A 20,128-nucleotide genomic window follows, 5' to 3' on the forward strand; every position below is an offset into this window, starting at 1 on the left:
GCTCAGCCGCGTTCGCCGGGGACCGGGGAGCGACGCATCCAAATCGAGTGGGCGAAACCGAGGGCGATGCTCATGGCCAGAAAGGCCGACCCGCCGGCGCTCAGGAATGGCAACGGCAAGCCGGTGACCGGCATGAGCCGCATGGTCATCCCGATGTTGACGAACACGTGGAAGACCAGCAGGGCGGCGATGCCGACTGCGGTGAGCTGGGAGAAGCGATCTCTCCCGACCGCGGCTGCCATCATCACCCGCCACACGATCACGGTGTAGAGGGCGATGACGATGCTGCCCCCCACGAAGCCGAGCTGTTCGCCGACCGCGGTGAAGATGAAGTCCGTCGACTGCTCGGGAACGAAGCGCAGGTTCGTCTGGGTGCCCTCGAAGAGCCCCGCCCCGAAGAATCCCCCGGAGCCGATGGCGATCTCACTCTGCCGCTGGTTGTAGAGCGAGGTCGCCGCCAGGTCCTCCGTCGGATCGAGGAAAGCGGTGATCCGCTCGAGCTGGAAGTCGAGCAGCGCGTCCGTCTGGAAGATGATCACCGTGGCGAACACCGCCACCAGCACGAGGAACACGAGCTGGCGCCACGTCGTGCCTGCCGCGAACAGGACGACGACGGCTATGAAGCCGAAGACGAGCATCGTCCCGAGGTCCGGCTGCTTGAAGATGAGGATCGATGGGATGCCGACGAGCACGAACGACCTGGCGACGTGGTACCACTTGAGGTTCCCTTCGGCCGCAGACGCCAGCAGAGCGGCGAGCCCGAGGATCACCGCCACCTTGGCGAACTCCGACGGCTGGAACTGGAAGGTCCCTATCGGGATCCAGCGGCTTGTCCCGGCGCGTAACGGTGCGAAGAGCACGGCGACCAGCGTCCCGAGGCTGATGATGTACGCCAGCGGGGCCAGGGCGCGTAGCGACCGAAGATCGACGAGAGACACCGCCAGAAAGGCGGCGAGCCCGATCACCACGAAGATCGTGTGCCTGCGTACCAACGCCGTCGGGTCCTCGAGCCGGGCAGTCGCCACGGTCCAGACCATGACTATCCCCAGCGCCGAGACCGCCATGTATGCCATCAGGAGGACGAGGTCGGGCCGCAGCGGCAGCTCGCGTTGGAGGATGGTGACCGGCTCGGAGCGACGGGAGGCGAGCGCCATCAGTCGGTCTCCTCGCCGACGGCCACGGGGGTCATGCCGTCCAGGCCGTTGAGCAGGTATTGGAACACGCGGCGAGCCGTCGGGGCGGCGAGCTCCCCGCCGCTGCCGCCACGCTCGATGACGACGACGACCACGTACTCCGGATCGTTGATCGGCGCCACCCCGGCGAACACGGCGGTCGTGATCGACGGGAGCACGGTGCCGTCCTCGAGGGTCTGGGCCTTGCGAACCTCTGCCGTCCCGGTCTTGCCGCCGATCATCTCGACGTTGGGCCCGAAGTCGGCGAAGGCGCTGCGGGCAGTGCCCCCGGCCCCGTTGACGACGCTCTGCATGTCGCGTCGCAGCGAGAGCCACGTCGTTGCCGAGATGTCGAGCGAGCGAGTGACGACCGGCGTGTGCTCGAACACGACGTCGTCGTTGCCGTCGACCGCACGATCGAGCACGTACGGCTGGTACAGGGTTCCTCCGTTAGCCATGGCGGCGTAGGCGGCGGCGAGCTGGAGGGGAGTCACCACGAGTGATCCCTGACCGACGGCGACCTGAAGCAGGTCTCCCCCGAGCCACGGGCTCGCCAGGTCGAGCCGGGCGGCGTCGAGGCGTTGTGGCTGCTCGGCGGCCCACCGCACGAACAGCTCCCTGTCCGGGACGATGCCCTCCTGCTCGAACGGCAGATCGATCCCGGTCTGCTCACCGAAACCGAGCTGCCTCGCCCAGTCCTGCAGCATGTTCTCGCGCTCGGTGAGCTTGTTCTCCTCCCAGATGCGCAGTGCCAGCTCCCAGAAGTAGACGTTGCACGAGCGGGTGAACGCCGCGTGGATGTTCTGCAGCCCATCGTCTCGCGGGAACGTCCAGTTCGACCAGACCCGCTGGCTGGCGTCCGTGAAGGGGGCGTTGAGCTGGGCGGTGCACTCGATGAGGTCTTCGACGGAGAACGTGCTGATCGGGGCGATGCCCTCCTCCATGGCGGTCACGTACGTGATCGCCTTGAACGTGGAAGCCGGGGCGTATTGACCCTGGATGACATTGTCGTTGAACGCCCCGTCCGGGAACGCCTCGAACTCGCGCTGGGTCAGCCCGCCGATGAAGATGTTGGGGTCGTACCCCGGCACCGAGTCGAGGGCCACCACTGCGCCGTCCTTGGCGCGCAGCACGACCCCGACTGCGCGCACCGGGCACCCCTGGTCCTCGTCACTCGGCTCGCAGCCGCCCTCGGCGTGCTGTTCTCGGGCGAGAGTCAGCGCCTCGAGGAGCGACTCGTGGAGGACTTGTTGGGTTTCGAGCTCGAGCGTCAGGTAGAGAGTCGACCCCGGCCGCGGCACCTGCTCGCCGAGGATGTCCTGGATCGTCTCCGCGTCGACGAGGTACTTGATGGCTCCGGGCGTTCCGCGGAGGAGATCGTCGTACTGTCGCTCGATGCCGTCCTTGCCGAGCACATCGGACGGGCCGACGCCCGGCTTCTCGAGGTCGTGCTCGTCTGGGCGGCCGATGTACCCGATGACGTGCGCCCCGAGCTCGCCGTTCGGGTAGAGCCGCACCGGCTGCGGCACGATGGAAACCCCGGGGAACTCGTCGAGTCGCTCGGAGAGGAAGACCTCCTGCCGGCGCGTGAGGTCGCCGAGGACCGTCAGGCGGTCACCCCGCTGCTTCGCCTCGTCGACGATCTCCTGCACTTCGCCCGCGGTGCGCCCCGAGAAGGCGGCCAGGCGCTGGACCAACTCCTCCTCGACCGCCGAGGGCACGAGGGCGCCCTCGATCACGGCAGCCAGCGAGGGCCGGTTCCCGGCGAGCAGCTCCCCGTTGGCGTCCCGGATCTCCCCGCGGGGGGCGGGCGTCTCCACGACCTTCACCAGGTTCTCGTCGGCTTGGCGGCGGTACTCCTCGGCAGACGTGACCTGCATCGACCACAGACGCAGCGTCAGCACGGAGAACATCGCGAGGAACACGAGCGACAGGACCCCGATCCGGACTCCCGACATCAGATGTGCCTCACGGTCGCCAACTCCTCGTCCGGTCCCTGGCGAGCACCTTGCTGATCGGCGGGAGGACGGCGCCGGCCAGGGCGACGTTCCACACCGCCGGGAGGAAGATCAGCCTCAGCACTCCCGCGCTCATCAAGAGGCGCTGGCCGAACAGGGTACCGGTGAGCGCGAACAACGCCTCTCCGATGGCAGTCAGCGCCAAGACCCCGACACCGATCGCCACGAGGCCGTGGTCCGACCGGGCTCTGAGGCGAACGGTCACGTAGGCGACGACCGTGAGGGCGATCGCCCACAGGCCGAGCGGGGCGCCGCCGAGCAGGTCGGCGAAGAGACCGGACGTGAACCCGACGAGGAGGGCCGGCTCAGGTTCGAGATGCCTCGCCGTTGCGATGACCGCCAGGATCGTCAGGTCGGGAGAGGCGCCGAAGAGCTCGATCCTGCCCTCGGCGAACACGGTCGATTGGAGGACGAGGGCGAAGATCGCCACGGTCAGCGCGAAGACGACGTCGCGGCCTCTCACTGGCCGATCACGGGGGCATTCGGAGCCGGCTGGGGCTCGTCGTCCTCACCGACGGCGTCGAGCGGCGACCACCCGACGATCACCTTGACGAACTCGATCTCCGAGACCCGGATCGCAGGCGAGACGGTCGTCTCGAGCAGGAAGCCTGCCGCCGTCTCGGCCGACGCAACGATCGTGCCGACGGCGATGCCCGCCGGGAACCTCGTCCCGTCGGTCACGAGCAACTGACCTCTGGCGACCGGCTTCTCGGCGTTGAACATCCGCAGCTGCAGGTCGGCGTCTCCTCGCCCGGAGATCGTCCCCAGCTCGTTCGTCTCCAGGTTGCGAACGCCCACCCCGAACCGCACGTCCGTGATGAGGCGCACCCTGGCGCTCGACTCGGTGACGAAGTCGATGCTCCCGACCAACCCGTCCTCGTCGATCACCGTCTGGTTGAGGGCGATGCCGTCGGCGGTTCCGCGATTGATCCACCTGATGTGGTTGAACTCGCTTGTGCCGAGGGAGAAGATCTGGGCGGTGATCGCCGAGAGCTGCCCGGGGGGCTCGAGGTCGTTGATCGCTTCCAGCTCCTCGAGACGGTTCTGCAGGCTCTGCTGTTCCTGGATCTGGCTCTCCAACTCGTCCACCCTGTCCTGGAGGCGGGCGTTCTCGTCGCGCAGCCCTGCGATGTCCGAGAGGCCGTCGATGAAGCCGACCACGGGGCGGGTCGCCGCGGTAGCGGCGCGCTGCAGCGGCGCGAACAGCACCTGGGCTCCCTCCCTCATCGTCTCACCGAGGCCGACACCGTGTGACCGGACGTCGAACGTGGCGACGAGGAAAGCCACCGTCAACAGCCCGACGAACAGGGTCGTCGAACGGTCGAATCGCCGGAACGAGAACATGCCGTCAGCTCCTCACGGCCGGCGAGGCTCGAGGCCGCAGTGGGTGGTGGTCGAGGGCTCGACCGGTACGTCGAGCAAGCGATCGCCTGCCCGGTCCCGTCTTCCCCACCCCGCCGATCGACTCCTGCCGTCCTGTGCCTCGCGGTCGGGCTACGAGGCCGGCAGACACACGACGGGCGTCAACTGCGCCCACTCGACTGCAGCACGACATGGAGCACCTCGAACTCCTCGAGGCAGGCGCCCGATCCGAGCACGACGGACTGCAGTGGGCGATCGGCGGTCACGATCGGCATGCCTGTCTCGTTCGCCAGTCGCACGTCGAGCCCCCTCAGCAGAGCTCCCCCTCCGGTGAGCACGATGCCGCGCTCCATGATGTCGGCCGCCAGCTCCGGCGGGGTCTTGTCGAGCGTCAACTTCACGGCGTCGACGATCGCCTGGACCGGCTCCTCGATCGCTTCGCGCACCTCGGGGCTGCTGAGGAGCACGGTCTTCGGGAGTCCGCTGATGAGGTCGCGGCCCCTGACCTCGGCCGCCGGCTCGTCCGGGTATGGCCAGGCGGATCCGATCGCCATCTTCACCTGCTCGGCGGTGCGCTCGCCGAGCATGAGGTTGTACTCCTTCTTGACCCACGAGATGATCGCCTCGTCGAGCTCGTCTCCGCCGATCCTGATCGACTTCGACACCACGATGCCCCCGAGCGAGATGACGGCCACCTCGGTAGTCCCGCCTCCCATGTCGACGACCATCGAGCCGGACGGCTCGTGGACCGGGAGGCCGACACCGATCGCCGCGGCCATGGGCTCTTCGATCGTGTACGCCCTGCGGGCCCCGGCGTGGTACGCGGCCTCTTCCACCGCCCTGCGCTCGACGGCGGTGATCCCCGAAGGCACGCAGATGACGATGCGAGGCCTGGCGGCGAAGCGCCGGTTGTGGACCTTGTCGATGAAGTAGCGGAGCATCTTCTCGGTGATGTCGAAGTCGGCGATGACGCCGTTGCGGAGCGGCCGGATGGCCTGGATGTAGGACGGCGTCCGCCCGATCATCCGCTTCGCCTCCATGCCGACCTCCAACGGCCGGTTGTCCCTGGTGTTGATGGCGACGACCGAAGGCTCGTTGAGGACGATGCCCATCCCGCGGACGAAGACCAGCGTGTTCGCCGTTCCGAGATCGATCGCCATGTCCCTGCCGGCAACGGCAAACAAGTTGTTCAGCATGGAACCCTCTCGCCCTTCATATGCCGATACTCGCGCACCATGGAGACTACCGATGGTGGGGTCGCGAGCGCTGACAGTGTAGACCGGGTGAGGACGGCGATTTCTGGCGTGCCCTCCACCACGTAGTATCCGCCACCGTCTCGCGAGGGAGCAGTGGGAGGCGATGGCAGTCGAGCACACGTTCGTGATGGTCAAGCCGGACGGGGTGGCGCGCAGTCTCGTCGGCGAGGTCGTCTCCAGGTTCGAGCGCAAGGGCTTGAAGCTCGAGAGGATGCGCATGCTGCAGATCGACGACGATCTGGCTGCCCGCCACTACGCCGAGCACGTCGCCAAACCCTTCTTCGGCGAGCTCACGGCGTTCATCACGAGCGGGCCGGTGGTCGCCATGGAGTGGTCGGGCGAGTCGGCGGTCGCCGTGTCCCGCACGCTGATGGGCCCGACGAACCCTGTCGACGCACCCCCCGGAACGATCCGCGGCGACTACGGCCTCGTCATCACGAACAACATCGTCCACGGGAGCGACTCGGCAGCGAGCGCAGAACGCGAGCTCGGATTGTTCTTTCCCGACTCGGCAGACGCCTGAGCGAGGTCGTTGCCCTGCTCCGCCGCCACCTCGAGCGGCCGATCAGTCCTCGTCGTCGACGTCTGGGTCCACGTGGTCTTGCGCATCGAATCGGCGATGGACGCGCGACTGCTCTGCTGCCGGGAGCCCGAGGGCGGCGCGCGCCTCGCCGGCGACGTACAGGGATCCGGCAACCACGATCGCTCCGGCGGTGCCCGCCAGCCGTCTCGCCACGGCGACGGCGCCGGCGACGTCGGGCACGGTCTCGATGAGTGGACGCGGCTCGAGGGTCGCAGCCGCCAAGGCGACCTCGGCGGCGTCGACCGCCTCGCCGTCCGCCGCACTGGTGGCGACGACCGTCCGCACGATTCCCGCCAGCGGGGCGAGAAGTGCTGCCACGTCCCGGTCGCCGCGCCACCCGGTGACGAGTACCCAGTCGGCTCGCGGGAACTCGGACTCGAGGCTGGCGGCGAGGCCCGCGATCCCCTGCTCGTTGTGGGCGCCGTCGACGACCATGAGCGGGTTCCTCGACACGACCTCGATTCGACCAGGCGACGTGACGCCGGCGACTGCCTCGTGAACGGCCGCCGCGTCGAGGGGGCGCCCGAAGAACAGCTCGGTCGCCGCGATGGCGAGCGCCAGATGGTCGACCTGATGCCTCCCGTGGAGGCGTAGCTCCATCTCCTCGTACCGTCCGTGAACACCCTCGATGCTGGTCAGCCAAGCGTCCCCCGACCAGGCCGCTTCGAGGGTCTCGTATGCGTCGCCGTACCTGAACCAGCGCGATCCGGTGGCGGCCACCCGCGCCGTCACCGGCCCCTCCGCCGCCGGGTCGAGCGGCCCGGTGACGAGGATCCCTCCGTCGTCGAGGATCGCCGCCTTCTCGCCTGCGATCGCCGAGATCGAGCTCCCGAGATAGGCCATGTGATCCATGGCGATGCCGGTGATGACCGACACGTCTGCCGAGACGACGTTCGTGGCGTCGAGGCGGCCCCCCAGACCGACCTCGACCACTGCGACGTCGACCGCGGCGGTGGCCATCAGCGAGAAGGCGAGTACCGTCGTGACCTCGAAGTATGTCAGCATCTCGCCGCGGCGGGCCTCGTACATCTCGACGAACGGGGCGATGTCGGCGACCGCCTGCACGAGCTCGTCGGCGCGCAACGTCCGCCCGCCCAAGGTGAATCGCTCCTCCAACTCCTGGAGGTGGGGTGAGATGAACGTACCGACGAACAGGCCGTGGGCGCCGAGCAGGTCGCCGATCATCCGCACCGTCGTCGTCTTGCCGTTGGTGCCCGCCACGTGCACTACGGGGAACGAGCGGTGCGGGTTGCCGAGCAGCTCCAGAGCGCCGGCGATCCGCTCGATCCCCGGCTTGACGCCCTGACCGATGCGGTCGTCGAGGAAGCGCAAGGCCTCGTCCCTGCTGGTGACCACGACGTCAGCCCAGCTCCGCGAGCTGCTCCCGCAATCGCGAGAGCTTCTCCTCGAACTCGACGGCCTTGGCCTCTTCCTTGGCCACGATGTCCACCGGAGCCCGCTCCCGGAAACTGGGGTTGCCCAGCTTCCTCGTGGAGGCGTCGAGGAGCGACTCGGCCTGGGCGATCGCCTTGGCGAGCCTGGGGCGCTCCTGGTCGACATCGACGAGCCCTGCGAGGGGGATGTACCCGTCGATGGATCCGGCCGTGATCCTCGTGTGGCCGCTCGGATCGGGCGGGACGCTAGTGAACTCGGCGTGTGCCCTCGCCAGGGAGGAGAGCTGCTCGCTCCACCACGGCGCCGCGATGCCGCCGGGGTCGGATACGAGCAGTGGGACCGAGTCGGCCGCGATCTGGTGCTCCGAACGGAAGCGCCGCACCCCCACCACGAGCTCGCGAAGCTCGTCGACACCCGGCGGGATCTCCCCGGCGGGCGGTGCAGGCCAGCTCGACGTGATGACCAGCCCTTCGCCGACGAGCTCGCCCCACAGCTCCTCGGTGACGAACGGGACCACAGGATGGAAGAGCTTGAGGAGGTCGCGCAGCACCACACCCAGAGTCGCCTTCGTCACCTCGGCCCGGCCGGCGTCCCGCAAGATCGGCTTGGCCATCTCCAGGTACCAGTCGAACACCTCAGACCAAGCGAAGTTGTAGAGAATGCCCACCGCGTCAGAGAACCGGTACTCGTCCATCAAGCGGTCGTATTCCGCAGTCGTCTCCGCCAGACGGCCGAGAATCCAGCTCGCAACGGGATCGACGCCGGACGGATACCCGCCGTCTGCAGGAACCGCGGTGACGCCAACGTGCTCGACGGCGAAGCGAACCGCGTTCCACAGCTTGTTGCCGAAGCGCCGCGCCGCGTCGATCCACTCCTCGTTGAGCGGGATGTCGTGGCCCGGGGCGGCAGACTGGATCAACGTGAGCCGCACCGCGTCGGCGCCGTACTGGGCGATCAGGTCGAGCGGGTCCATCGTGTTCCCGAGGCTCTTCGACATCTTCCTGCCGTCGACGTCGCGCACGAGGCCGTGGATGACGACATCGTCGAATGGCCGGTCGTCCATGAAGCGCAGACCCATCATGATCATGCGCGCCACCCAGAAGTAGATGATGTCGAACCCGGTCACCAGGACGCTCGTCGGATAGAACGTCGCCAGCTCTTCGGTCTCGTCGGGCCATCCGAGCGTCGAGAACGGCCACAAGGCGGACGAGAACCAGGTGTCGAGCACGTCTTCGTCTGCTGTGACCGTCCCCCCGCACTTGTCGCACTCGGTGACGTCCTCCCTCGAGACGATGATCCCGTCGCCGTTGTCGCAGTACCACGCCGGGATCCGGTGCCCCCACCACAGTTGGCGCGAGATCGTCCAGTCGCGCAGGTTCTCCATCCAATGGAAGTAGTTGTTCTCCCACCGTTTCGGCACGAAATGGATGGCACCGTCCTTGACCGCTTCGATGGCAGGTCCGACGAGCGGCCCAACCTTTACGAACCACTGGAGGGAGAGCAAGGGCTCGATGACGGAGTCGCAGCGCGAGCAGTGGCCGACCGAGTGGTGGTGTTCGACCACGTCGACGATCCGGCCTTCCTCTGCGAGAGCCTCCTTGACCGCCCGGCGTGCGTCGTACCTGTCGAGCCCCGCGAACCGACCGCCGGCAGCTGTGATCCTGGCGTCGGTGTCGATGACGACGACGGGCTCGAGCCCGTGGCGCTCCGCGATCTCGAAGTCGAGTGCGTCGTGGGCCGGGGTCACCTTGACAGCCCCCGTCCCGAACTCCATGTCGACGGCCTCGTCTGCCACGATCGGGATCTGCCGGTTCATGAGCGGCAGGGTGACCGACTTGCCGACGACGTCGGCGTAGCGAGGGTCGGCAGGGTGCACCGCCACCCCCGTGTCGCCGAGCATCGTCTCGACCCGGGTCGTGGCCACCACGATCTCGCCGCTGCCGTCGGTGAACGGGTAAGCGATCGTCACCAGCTCGCCGACCTCGTCCTCGTGTTCGACTTCGATGTCCGAGAGTGCCGTATGGCATCGCGGGCACCAGTTGATGATCCGGTTGCCGCGGTAGATGAGACCGGCCTCGTACAGCGACACGAACACCTCGCGCACTGCTCTCGACAGGCCGTCGTCGAGGGTGAAACGCTCGCGGGACCAGTCACAGGACGTGCCGAGGGCACGGAGCTGCTTGGTGATCAGTCCGCCGGACTTCGCCTTCCAAGCCCAGACCTGCTCCAGGAAGGCTTCCCGCCCGAGGTCGTGTCGCGTGAGACCCTCGGCGGCCAGCTCTCTCTCGACGACGTTCTGGGTGGCGATACCGGCGTGGTCCATGCCCGGCAGCCACAAGGCCGCGTAGCCCTGCATGCGCTTCCGGCGGACGATGACGTCCTGCATGGCGTTGTTGAGAGCGTGGCCCATGTGGAGGACGCCGGTGACGTTGGGCGGCGGAATGACGATGGAGAACGGCTCGCCCTCCGGGTTGACCTCAGGCCGGAATGCGCCCGATCGCTCCCAGACGTCGTACCAGCGCGCCTCTATCTCGCGCGGCTCGTACGTTGGCTTCATCGGTTCTCTCGCTCATAGTCGCTGTCCCTCACGAGGCCCGAGGATGGTAGTAGCCCGACAAGTCCACCCCGGAGCGCCGCCACCGATCACCGCTCGCCCCCTACGCCCGGCAATCCCGCCCGCGTCCTGATCTGCTGGCCTGATCTGCGGGCGAGATCATGCCGAAGCGCCGCTGTAGTAGCGAAGACCGACCCTCCAGACGATCCGGGTCACGATGAGCAACGCCGCCGTGAACGACGATGCGAGCACGAACGTGCCGGGGGTGAGCCTGCTGGTCAGCGACTCGGCCGGGACCGTGATCGCGAAGGCGAGCGGTACCAGGAAGGTCAGGCTCGTCCGCAGCCAGAACGGATAGATGGCGACCGGCCAGCGACCCGCCTGGTACACGCCTTGGAACAGCTCGAGGATGTTCTCGACACGAACGAGGCGGAAGGCGGTGGTGGTCAGGATCAGCCAGAAGCAGTAGATCATGATGGCGCCGAGGAGCAAGGCGGCCGCGAAACCGGCGGCATCGATCCAGCCGACGCTGCGCTCGAGGTTGACGACTGCCACCCCGAGCACGATGGCACCGACGACGACGTCGACGAAGCTCCAGATCCGCACTTCCCTCATGGACACGAGCGCCTGGGAATCCGCCGGCTTCGTCAAGACGTAGTCGAGTGTCCCCCTCCGCACGTCGTCCATGAGCTTCGCCATGTTCGGCTCGATCACCATCTGGATCACGCCTCCCATGGCGATGTGCACTCCCATCACGGCGAGCAGCTCAGGGGCTCCCCACCCGACCAGGTCGTCCGTCTGGCTGAACACGAGCCACAGCCCGACCAGGCCGGTGGCCACCGCCAGCGCCGATTGGAAGACCTGGACGACGAGGTTCACCCGATACTGGAGCTCGTTCATCGCTCCGATCCTGAAATGAGCCCACGCCAGGCGAAACAGGCTCACGTCAGCCCCCAACCGCCGCGAAACGCCGCGTCCCTCGACGCCACAGCACTGCGGTCACGCCGATGGCGACGCACGTCCACAGCGCCTGCATGCCGATCCCGAGCCAGATCTCCGCGGTGGAGCGCCTCCCGATGAGGGTCTCGATCGGGAACTGGAACGCCCACTGGAACGGCAGGAAGTCTGCCAGTGTCTGCACCCAGGTCGGCATCAGCGAAAGGGGCACGAGCCGCCCGGAGAGGAGCAGCTCCGCCGTGAAGTAGAGCTCGAAGAGTGCAGAGACCCGCGTCGTCCACAGCGTCACGAGGCCGAGGGCCCACAGGGCGAAGAAGCGCACGAAGAAGCCACCCCACAGCGCCACGGCGAAGAGGCCGATCTCGGCGGCAGACGGGTCGAGGCTCGGGCGGAAGATCCAAGTGAGCACCGCTGCGATCGGGAGCCACATCACGATGACGACGAGCTTCCAGCCGCCGAAGTACGCCAGGTCGCGGTGCACCGGGTGCACCGGTCGCAGCAGGTCCGTGACGAGCTCGCCCTCCTTGATGCGCTGCTCCCAGGCGTACGGCGTGAGGACGATGTTCATGTTGCGGACGAGCGTCCAGACGATGTAGTAGGCCGCCAGGTCGCCGGCCGTGAACCCACCGACAGCGCCGCCCCGCTGCTCGGCGACCGTCGACCAGACGACCAGGTAGATGACGGGCTCGGCAACCATGCCGATCATGTAGAAGTAGTTGGCGACCCGATACTGGAACTGTTCCAGGATCGCCACTCGCGCCCAGCCGGCATACATGCGGGTGTAGGCGATCATGCCCAGTCGTCGCCGGGCTCCTCGAAGACGCGCTCGATCACGTCCTCGATCGGCGGGTCTTCGATCGTCAGATCCGACACCTCGAAGTCGCGCAGCAGCCTGGCGGCGAGACCGGAAGTCTCCGCCCGCGACACCTCGAATGTCACCTTGTCCGTCTCGCGTGCGATCACCGGTCCGTACGGAGACAGGTCGGCAGGAGGCGCAGCCATGGTCACCGTGATCTTCTTGCTCGATGCGAAGCGGGCCGCCAGCCCGCCAAGCCCTCCGTCGTACAGCAGCCTCCCGTGGTGGATGACGATGACCCGCTTGGCGAGCGCCACGACGTCTGCCATGTAGTGGCTCGTCAACATCACAGTCGCCCCGTACCGTCTGCTGTACTCGGCGACGAACTCGCGCAGCTTGCGCTGCGCGGTCACGTCGAGGCCCATCGTGGGCTCGTCGAGGAACAGCACGTCCGGCCGGTGGAGCAACGCCCCGGCGATCTCCACCTTCATGCGCTCGCCGAGCGACAGGTTGCGGACGGGCTTGTCGACGAGCGTTTCGAGGCCGAGCAGCTCGACGTACTCGTCCCGGGCTTCGACGAACGACTCGGGCTCGAGGCGGTAGATCGACTTGTTCAGCTCGAACGAGTCGAGCGCCGGGAGATCCCACGACAGTTGATTGCGGTTGCCCATCACGAGAGTGATGCGGCTGAGGAACTCGCGACGCCGATGCGACGGCGTGTGTCCGAGGACCTCGACGACCCCCGCATCCGGGTGGAGCAGTCCCGAGAGCATCTTGAGCGTGGTCGTCTTGCCTGCGCCGTTCGGCCCGAGGAACCCGACGACTTCGCCGGGCTCGATGTCGAACGAGATGTCATCGACGGCGACCACGTCCCGGAAGCGGCGTTTCACGAGACTTCTCACCGAGGCGCGCAACCCCGCTTGGCGTACCGGGACGCGGTACAGCTTCGTCAGACCGTCGACGTGGATGGCGGGCACGGCGGGACACTACCGGTGGCGGCCGCCACGCAATCGCACCGGCGATGCGCCCCCGGGAGGGGAAAAACAACCCGGGAGGTCGGAACCCCCCGGGTTGTGAGCGCTGATCCCCGGGGACGCACGGGGAACAGCGCGGATGTGTCGATCCATTGTGATGTTACATCCACGCCGTTGAATCAGAAATGAATCCGTTTCGGAGAGGTGTGACCCGGGAGTCCCCCAACTCCCGGGTGACACGCACCCCCAGTTTCCCCCTGCTTGCCCGTCACCGGGAGACCTGCTGGCCCGCCGTCTGCTGGCGTGCGCATCGACGCCGAACTTGCCATTCGAGCGTCGCTTCGCAGGGTTACTCTACGACCACTCTCAGTGTTCTCACCAGGCACATTGACAACGAGCGCGAGAGAACTAGTCCGCCACGGGCCACCTCCCGGGCAACGTTCGGCCATGGGTGCCGCCGGGTGCCGGAGGCTGCCCGACCGACCTCGGTCGGCGTCGGGGACCAGCTACTCTTGGTGGTCATGCCCACGAGAATCGACGCCGACCTTCTCATCCCCGGGGTGGGCGAGCCGGTCAACGACGGCGCTGTCGTGTTCGAGAGCGGAACGATCACCTATGCCGGGGCGGCCGCCGGGGCGACGTCGGCGGCGACGACGAAGGTGGCGACGCTCATGCCCGGACTGTGGGATTGCCATGGCCACTTCACCGGCATGGCCATCGGGAATCTCGAGCACGACGCTACCGAGCCGATCGCCCGCAAGGCCGCCAGGGCGGTCGGCGACATCGGCCGCACGCTGATGGGTGGGGTGACCTCGATCCGTGAGGTCGGCGGACTCGGCATCGAGCTCCGCCACGTAGTCGACGAGGGTTCCATCGCCGGCCCGTCCATCTATCCGGCAGGCAGGATCCTGTCGACGACCGGGGGGCACGCCGACGTGCACAGTCTGCCGATCGACTGGGTCGACGGCTCGCCGGGAAGGCTCGGGCTCAACTGCGACGGCGTCGCCGACTGCCTCAAGGCGGTTCGGCTTCAGCTCAGACAAGGCGCATCGGTCATCAAGGTGTGCGCCTCGGGGGGCGTGATGAGCGAGATCGACCATCCGATCCACCAGCAGTTCTCCGACGAAGAGCTCGAGGCCATCGTCGACGAGGCGGCCCGGGCGGACCGAGCGGTCGCCGCCCACTGCCATGGCAAACCGGGCATCATGGCGGCGCTGCGCGCCGGAGCGCGGACGATCGAACACGGCAGCTACCTCGACGACGAGGCCGCCGCCACGATGGTCGAGGCGGACGCCATCCTCGTCCCGACGCGATACATCCTCGCCGAGCTGCTCGACCGCCAAGGCGACATCCCGGCGTACGCCTACCGCAAGGCGCTCATGGTCGCCGAGCACCACGAGATGGCGCTGAAGACGGCGATCGCGGCAGGTGTGCGAATCGCGATGGGGACCGACATCTTCATGAGCGGGGAGGGCCATGGCACGAACGGGCGTGAGATCCGGCTCCTCGTGGAGGCGGGAATGACGCCGCTCGAAGCCATCGAGGCCGCCACGGCCAATGGACCACTCACCCTCGGTCCGCAGGCACCAGCCTCGGGCCGGCTCGTGGAGGGCTACGACGCAGACCTCATCGCCCTCGACTTCGACCCTCTCGACGACCCGGCCCAATGGGGGGATCCCGACCGGGTGACGCATGTGTGGAAGGCAGGCGAGGCCGTCAAGTCACCCGAGCACACGACTCGAGATCGGCCCTGATCTCGCTGGGCGGGGCGACAGGCTAGGCGGAGCGCTCGGCCGGGAGATCCTTGGTGAGGTCCTGCACGGGGACCAGGGTCGGGTTGACCCGCTCTCTGACGACCTGCTCGTCGATGACGACCCTGGCGACGTCCGTTCGCGAGGGCAACTCGTACATCGTGTTGAGGAGCACCTCTTCCATGATCGCTCGCAGCCCACGGGCACCCGTACCGCGCTTGAGCGCCTGCTCCGCGATGGCCTCGAGGGCGTCCTCGGTGATGAGCAGCTCGACGCCGTCCATCTCGAAGAACTTGGCGTACTGGCGGGTGAGGGCGTTGCGCGGCTCGGTCAAGACCCTGATGAGGTCCTCTTTGTCGAGGTCGTCGACCGTGGCGACGACAGGCAGCCGGCCGATGAACTCGGGAATGAGGCCGAAGCTCATGAGGTCCTCCGGCATCACCTTGGCGATCGTCTCACCGGAGCGGCCCTGGACCTGGGAGCGCAGCTCGGCCCCGAAGCCGACCGAGTTCTTCCCGATGCGACTCTTGATCACATGCTCGAGGCCGGCGAAGGCGCCCCCGCAGATGAAGAGCATCGAAGACGTGTCGATCTGGAGGAACTCCTGGTGCGGGTGCTTCCTCCCGCCCTGGGGCGGAACCGAGGCGACGGTTCCCTCGAGGATCTTGAGAAGCGCCTGCTGCACACCTTCTCCCGACACGTCCCGCGTGATGGAAGGGTTCTCGGCCTTGCGGGCGATCTTGTCGATCTCGTCGATGTAGATGATCCCGGTCTCGGCGCGCTTGATGTCGAAGTCCGCCGCCTGGATCACCTTGAGGAGGATGTTCTCGACGTCCTCGCCGACGTACCCGGCCTCGGTGAGGGCGGTGGCGTCGGCGATGGCGAACGGCACGTTGAGGAGCCGGGCAAGGGTCTGGGCCATGAGCGTCTTGCCGACCCCGGTCGGGCCGACGAGGAGGATGTTCGACTTCTGGAGCTCGACCTCGTCCTCCTTGGTGGGACGCTGGCCGGCTCTGACCCGCTTGTAGTGGTTGTAGACCGCGACGGACAGGACCTTCTTGGCTCGCTCCTGGCCGACGACGTAGCTGTCGAGGAAGGCGTAGATCTCGTGCGGCTTCGGCAGCTCGGTGAACGAGATCTCCTCGGTCTCCGAGAGCTCCTCCTCTATGATCTCGTTGCACAGCTCGATGCACTCGTCACAGATGTAGACGCCCGGTCCGGCGATGAGCTTCTTCACCTGCTTCTGCGACTTGCCGCAGAAGCTGCACTTGAGGAGCTCGGATCCCTCGTACTTCGCCAACCTGCTCTCCCCTACCCGGCTTCGGCGGTCTTCACGGCCGTCAAGGACCTGCTCTCGAGGATCTTGTCGATCACACCGTACTCGTGCGCCTCGTCGGCGCCCATCCAATAGTCGCGCTCGGTGTCGTCACGCACTCTCTCGATGTCCTGGCCGGTCTGCATGGCGAGGAGCTGATTGATCTCCTCCCGCGTCTTCAGGATCTCTCGGGCGTGGATCTCGATGTCGGTCGCCTGGCCTCCGAGCCCCGAGATGTGCGGCTGGTGGAGCATGATCCGGGAATGCGGCAGGGCGAAGCGCTTGCCCGTGGCGCCACCTGCGAGCAGCACCGCCGCCGCGGAAGCCGCCAAGCCCATGCAATAGGTGGCGACGTCCGGCTTGATGAACTGCATCGTGTCGTATATCGCCATGAGGGCGTACGTCGATCCGCCGGGCGAGTTGATGTACATGGCGATGTCCTTGTCAGGGTCCTCGCCTTCGAGGTGGAGGAGCTGCGCCATGATGAGGTTGGAGACCGTGTCGTCGATCGGGGTCCCGAGGAACACGATGCGCTCTTTCAGGAGCCTGCTGTAGATGTCGAACGCCCGCTCCCCTCGCGGTGTCTGCTCGACGACCGTCGGCACCAGGTAGTTCACGGGCGAGTTCGGTGGGTGATGCTCAATCATCTGGCTCCGTTTCAGATCCATGCTCGTCTCCGTCGTCTTCGCCCCGCTGGCCTTCTTCGTTTCGTTCGGGGGTCTCGAGGTCGACCGGATCGCCATTGCCGTCGACGGGCGTCGCGGCTTCAACAATGTGTTCGAGCGCTTTCCTCCGCAGGATATCACCGGCGAGCAGGTCCACTTGACCACTGGCGGCGAGCGTCGCCCGGAGGTCGCCGGCGTCGCGGCCCGTCGCCTGGGACATCTCCGTGATGGCCGCATCGATCTCGTCCTCGGTCGCCTCGATGCCTGCTGCCGCGGCGACAGACTCCAGCAGGATCCGGCTGCGCAGGGCGCGCTCCGAGCGTGCCTCGAGGTCCGCGATCAGCCCGTCCTGGTCCTGTCCCGTGATGCGCAGGTAGTTGTCGAGGTCGAGGCCCTGGTTCTCGAGCGTGTGGAAGAGGTTGTGCACCGAGGCCTCGGTCTCGGCGTCGATGAGGCCGCGAGGGATCTCGACGTCCAGCTCGTCGATGAGCGCTGTGAGGAGCCCATCGCGGAAGTCCCGCGCCGCAACGGCTCGCTTCATGCTGCGCGTCCCATCCGCCAGCTGCTCGCGCAACTCGACCACGGTGTCGAACTCCGTCACGTCGGACACCCAGTCGTCCGTCACGACTGGGAGCTTCTTGCCCCGCACCTCTTTGACCAGCACGCGCAGCCGGACTTCGTCGGGTCCCTCGAAGCCTTCCGGCAGGGTCGCCGGTCCCTCGCGGATGTCCCCGGCGGAGGCGCCGATCAGGAGATCGTCCAGTCCGGCTATGAACGATCGAGATCCGACCTCGTAGAGCAGGTCGTTGGCTGCCACCTCCTCGAGCGGCTTCCCGTTCGCCTCCGCCGAGAGGTTGATCATCACGAAGTCGCCTTCGTCGGCGACGCGATTCACGGTCTCGAGCTCGGCGAACTGATCGCGAAGCCGTTCGATCTGGCGATCGATCTCATCGTCGTCGACCTCGAACGAACCGACATCGATCTTCCGTCCCTCGTAGTCGGGGACGGTGTCGGCGGTCGGCCACAAGGTCACGCGCACATCGACCTCGACTCCGCCGTTCGCATCGCGGATGCTCACGACGCGAGGAGTGGTGACCGGCGAGAGCGCCGTCTCGCTGAGCGCCGAGCCCACCAGATCAGGAAGCGCCTCGTCGATCGCCTCGCTTCGCAGCGTCTCGGCTCCAACCATCCTCTCGACAATCGCTCGCGGGGCCTTGCCGGGACGGAATCCCTTGATCTTCATCGATTTGGACAGCTTGCGAGCCGCGACGCCCTTGGCGCTCTCGAGCTCGGCCTCGTCGACGCGCAGCGTGAGGAGCCGCTCGAACCTTCCCGCTTCTGTGACGGTCGTCTGCACGCATCTTCCTTTCGGCGCCGCGCCGTCGCGGGTCGCTGTTCGCAGCCGGCGCCGCCGACCATGCTGTCGTTCAGGGCTGTCGTTCAGGGCTGTCGTTCAGGTCTGTCGTTCTGGGGTGGCCGACGGGATTCGAACCCGCGACCTCCTGGACCACAACCAGGCGCTCTAACCGAGCTGAGCTACGGCCACCATGAGTCGAGACTCGCGCCCCCGGAAGGATTCGAACCCTCGACCAAGAGCTTAGAAGGCTCCTGCTCTGTCCTCTGAGCTACGGGGGCTCAGTTCTGCATCCCGGGCCGTCATCGGCGGCTCCGCCGATCCTGTACGCGGGAGCCCGGCCGCACCTGGAGCGGATGACGGGGATCGAACCCGCATAACCAGCTTGGAAGGCTGGGGCTCTGCCATTGAGCTACATCCGCAGGCGGCGGGAAAGTGTAACGGCCCAACCGAAAGCCCAGCCCCTCGCGCCTGCATGTGGGCAGCTCCAGGACGCCACCTCCACCCAACTCGGGCCGGGCCGCGGGCACGGCGTCTTCAACGTGAGCCTCGTCGGGCTGGCCGGATTCGAACCGGCGACCCCCTGCTCCCAAAGCAGGTGCGCTACCAAGCTGCGCTACAGCCCGTTCCTGCAATGACGCATTCTGTCATACGGTCGTGACAGCATTGCCACCGTGCAGCCCATCCCGGTTGAGCTGCGGGCGCGCGCAGCTCGGTGGGAGGACCTCTCCCGCTCGGAACGGGCCGATCTTGGACGCGCTCTGCGGGGCCATGGGCTCTCGTACGGCGAGATCACGGCTGTCGTCCCTGTCGCCAAGGGGACCCTCGCCTACTGGTGCCGCGACGTGCCGCTCACCGACGAGCAAAGGGCGGCGATCGTCGAGCGGACCGGGTCCCGCGCCGGAGTCCCGAGAGACACCCAGCGACGCAGGAGGGTAGAGGTCGAGCAGATCAGGTCGGCAGCCCGGGCCGAGGTCCCCGCCCTCTCGAGAGACCCGCTCTGGGTAGCCGGGGTATGCCTGTACTGGGGAGAAGGCGGGAAATCGGCGCGGCGACTGGAGATGTCGAACGCTGACCCACGACTGTTGCTCTCCTTCTTGAAGTGGATTCGCCGATACCACGATCCCAGCTGCGACGTTGTGCTATCGCTGAACCTCCACGCCGCCAATGACGAACTCGAGGCCCGCGCTCACTGGCGTCGGGCTCTCGGGCTACCGATGGCTCCATTCACAAAGTCCTTCATCAAGCCAGAAGGGACCGGGCATCGAAAGAACCACCTCGCGTATGGCGTCTGTCGAGTGCGACTCCGGAAGAGTGCAGATCCGTGGATCCGCACCATGGCGTGGGTCGACAGACTCAGCGCGCAGCTTGTTGCTTCTCCCGAAGCGTCGCTAGCCTCCAACTCGGGTCGCTAGCTCAATTTGGCAGAGCATCTGACTCTTAATCAGAGGGTTGTGGGTTCGAGTCCCACGCGACCCACGAGACACAGGTCCCGAGGCCCCCCTAACGGTCGTGGCGCAAGCGCTCCCAATGGCGGAGGCCATGAAGGCGTGGCAACCCGCCTGGTGTGACTTCTTCATCGTCCGATCACCCCGGCCGAGTCCAAGCCACGGTCGTCGGTGCGCCTCTGGGTTCGAATCCCAGGCGACCCACTCCCCTCGCCGGCTCGAATGGTGCGGCGCTGCCGTACCCACCCCACCCCTACCATCCTCGGGGCGCGGGCGTGGCGAAACTGGTAGACGCGCCAGGTTTAGGTCCTGGTGGGCGAAAGCCCGTGGGGGTTCGAGTCCCTCCGTCCGCACTTGACCACGGTCGATCACGTCATCCTCGTCACGCCGGACGCAGCCGTCACGGCGGCTCGACTGCTGGCGGATCACGGTCTGGCGTCGACGCCGGGCGGGAGGCACCCCGGTCAGGGCACGGCCAACCGGATCGTCCCCCTCGGCAACGCATATCTGGAGGTCGTGCACGTGCAC

Annotated in this window: 15 protein-coding genes and 6 tRNA genes; 4 read left to right on the forward strand and 17 right to left on the reverse strand. The window is 67.0% G+C overall.

The annotated features are described in order from the left end of the window. Window positions 1–2 precede the first annotated feature (2 nt). The 5 genes from rodA to VGC47_01755 all read right to left on the reverse strand — a co-directional run bounded on the left by rodA (window position 3) and on the right by VGC47_01755 (window position 5,745). Window positions 3–1,154: a rod shape-determining protein RodA gene (gene rodA, locus VGC47_01735; protein ID HEX9854019.1), complete on the reverse strand. Its 1,152-nt coding sequence runs from the start codon at window positions 1,152–1,154 to the stop codon at window positions 3–5. After that, the gene (mrdA, locus tag VGC47_01740) at window positions 1,154–3,130 is read right to left on the reverse strand and encodes a penicillin-binding protein 2 (protein ID HEX9854020.1); all 1,977 of its coding nucleotides are present in this window, start codon (window positions 3,128–3,130) and stop codon (window positions 1,154–1,156) included. Before mrdA ends, rodA begins: the two co-directional genes overlap by 1 nt. Window positions 3,131–3,140: 10 nt before the next feature. Next, window positions 3,141–3,653, reverse strand: coding sequence for a rod shape-determining protein MreD (gene mreD, locus VGC47_01745; GenBank protein HEX9854021.1), 513 nt, complete (start codon window positions 3,651–3,653; stop codon window positions 3,141–3,143). Next, the gene (gene mreC, locus VGC47_01750; GenBank protein HEX9854022.1) at window positions 3,650–4,534 is read right to left on the reverse strand and encodes a rod shape-determining protein MreC; all 885 of its coding nucleotides are present in this window, start codon (window positions 4,532–4,534) and stop codon (window positions 3,650–3,652) included. The genes mreD and mreC overlap by 4 nt, the downstream gene beginning before the upstream one ends. A gap of 179 nt (window positions 4,535–4,713) precedes the next feature. Further along, window positions 4,714–5,745, reverse strand: coding sequence for a rod shape-determining protein (locus VGC47_01755; GenBank protein HEX9854023.1), 1,032 nt, complete (start codon window positions 5,743–5,745; stop codon window positions 4,714–4,716). Between the two features lie 166 nt (window positions 5,746–5,911). Between VGC47_01755 and ndk the strand changes: the two genes are divergently transcribed. Then, entirely contained in the window at window positions 5,912–6,331 is a 420-nt protein-coding gene (ndk, locus tag VGC47_01760) for a nucleoside-diphosphate kinase (protein ID HEX9854024.1), read from the forward strand. A 42-nt stretch (window positions 6,332–6,373) separates the two neighbouring features. Here ndk and VGC47_01765 read toward each other — a convergent pair whose 3' ends face one another. The 5 genes from VGC47_01765 to VGC47_01785 all read right to left on the reverse strand — a co-directional run bounded on the left by VGC47_01765 (window position 6,374) and on the right by VGC47_01785 (window position 13,070). Next, entirely contained in the window at window positions 6,374–7,747 is a 1,374-nt protein-coding gene (locus VGC47_01765; GenBank protein ID HEX9854025.1) for a Mur ligase family protein, read from the reverse strand. Window positions 7,748–7,751: 4 nt separating this feature from the next. Further along, window positions 7,752–10,343: a valine--tRNA ligase gene (locus tag VGC47_01770; GenBank protein HEX9854026.1), complete on the reverse strand. Its 2,592-nt coding sequence runs from the start codon at window positions 10,341–10,343 to the stop codon at window positions 7,752–7,754. A gap of 156 nt (window positions 10,344–10,499) precedes the next feature. Continuing rightward, complete coding sequence (locus VGC47_01775) at window positions 10,500–11,285, reverse strand: ABC-2 family transporter protein (protein ID HEX9854027.1); 786 nt, start codon at window positions 11,283–11,285, stop codon at window positions 10,500–10,502. A 1-nt stretch (window position 11,286) separates the two neighbouring features. After that, window positions 11,287–12,090 carry an ABC-2 family transporter protein gene (locus tag VGC47_01780; protein HEX9854028.1) on the reverse strand — a complete coding sequence of 268 codons (804 nt, stop codon included), beginning with the start codon at window positions 12,088–12,090 and terminating at the stop codon, window positions 11,287–11,289. Next, a complete protein-coding gene (locus tag VGC47_01785) occupies window positions 12,087–13,070 on the reverse strand; it encodes an ATP-binding cassette domain-containing protein (GenBank protein ID HEX9854029.1) in 984 nt (327 codons plus the stop codon). Before VGC47_01785 ends, VGC47_01780 begins: the two co-directional genes overlap by 4 nt. Before the next feature lie 518 nt (window positions 13,071–13,588). Between VGC47_01785 and VGC47_01790 the strand changes: the two genes are divergently transcribed. After that, complete coding sequence (locus VGC47_01790; GenBank protein ID HEX9854030.1) at window positions 13,589–14,821, forward strand: amidohydrolase family protein; 1,233 nt, start codon at window positions 13,589–13,591, stop codon at window positions 14,819–14,821. Between the two features lie 22 nt (window positions 14,822–14,843). Here VGC47_01790 and clpX read toward each other — a convergent pair whose 3' ends face one another. The 7 genes from clpX to VGC47_01825 form a co-directional block, all read right to left on the reverse strand. Beyond that, window positions 14,844–16,118, reverse strand: coding sequence for an ATP-dependent Clp protease ATP-binding subunit ClpX (clpX, locus tag VGC47_01795; protein ID HEX9854031.1), 1,275 nt, complete (start codon window positions 16,116–16,118; stop codon window positions 14,844–14,846). A gap of 11 nt (window positions 16,119–16,129) precedes the next feature. Beyond that, window positions 16,130–16,780, reverse strand: a complete 651-nt coding sequence (locus tag VGC47_01800; protein HEX9854032.1) for an ATP-dependent Clp protease proteolytic subunit — start codon at window positions 16,778–16,780, stop codon at window positions 16,130–16,132. Next, on the reverse strand, window positions 16,773–18,155 hold the full coding sequence (gene tig, locus VGC47_01805; GenBank protein HEX9854033.1) for a trigger factor: 1,383 nt from the start codon (window positions 18,153–18,155) through the stop codon (window positions 16,773–16,775). Before tig ends, VGC47_01800 begins: the two co-directional genes overlap by 8 nt. A 111-nt stretch (window positions 18,156–18,266) precedes the next feature. Further along, window positions 18,267–18,344 (reverse strand) — tRNA-His (locus VGC47_01810). 16 nt (window positions 18,345–18,360) lie between these two features. Continuing rightward, window positions 18,361–18,433, reverse strand: a tRNA-Arg gene (locus VGC47_01815). A 67-nt stretch (window positions 18,434–18,500) separates the two neighbouring features. Next, window positions 18,501–18,574 (reverse strand) — tRNA-Gly (locus VGC47_01820). A gap of 130 nt (window positions 18,575–18,704) precedes the next feature. Beyond that, a tRNA-Pro gene (locus VGC47_01825) sits at window positions 18,705–18,778 on the reverse strand. A 779-nt stretch (window positions 18,779–19,557) separates the two neighbouring features. On the opposite strand from VGC47_01825, the gene VGC47_01830 reads away from it, so the two are divergent. Next, a tRNA-Lys gene (locus tag VGC47_01830) sits at window positions 19,558–19,631 on the forward strand. 238 nt (window positions 19,632–19,869) lie between these two features. Next, window positions 19,870–19,953: transfer RNA gene (locus tag VGC47_01835), tRNA-Leu, on the forward strand. Window positions 19,954–20,128: the final 175 nt, after the last annotated feature.

This window comes from Acidimicrobiia bacterium, from assembly GCA_036396535.1.
In the GTDB taxonomy this organism is placed as follows: Bacteria; Actinomycetota; Acidimicrobiia; order Spongiisociales; family UBA5794; genus DASWKR01.

Coding starts and splice junctions, on each gene's coding strand:
- rodA (HEX9854019.1), bottom strand. CDS start 1,154: ATGGCGCTCGCCTCCCGTCGCTCCGAGCCGGTCACCATCCTCCAACGC.
- mrdA (HEX9854020.1), bottom strand. CDS start 3,130: ATGTCGGGAGTCCGGATCGGGGTCCTGTCGCTCGTGTTCCTCGCGATG.
- mreC (HEX9854022.1), bottom strand. CDS start 4,534: ATGTTCTCGTTCCGGCGATTCGACCGTTCGACGACCCTGTTCGTCGGG.
- ndk (HEX9854024.1), top strand. CDS start 5,912: ATGGCAGTCGAGCACACGTTCGTGATGGTCAAGCCGGACGGGGTGGCG.
- VGC47_01770 (HEX9854026.1), bottom strand. CDS start 10,343: ATGAAGCCAACGTACGAGCCGCGCGAGATAGAGGCGCGCTGGTACGAC.
- VGC47_01780 (HEX9854028.1), bottom strand. CDS start 12,090: ATGATCGCCTACACCCGCATGTATGCCGGCTGGGCGCGAGTGGCGATC.
- VGC47_01790 (HEX9854030.1), top strand. CDS start 13,589: ATGCCCACGAGAATCGACGCCGACCTTCTCATCCCCGGGGTGGGCGAG.
- VGC47_01800 (HEX9854032.1), bottom strand. CDS start 16,780: ATGATTGAGCATCACCCACCGAACTCGCCCGTGAACTACCTGGTGCCG.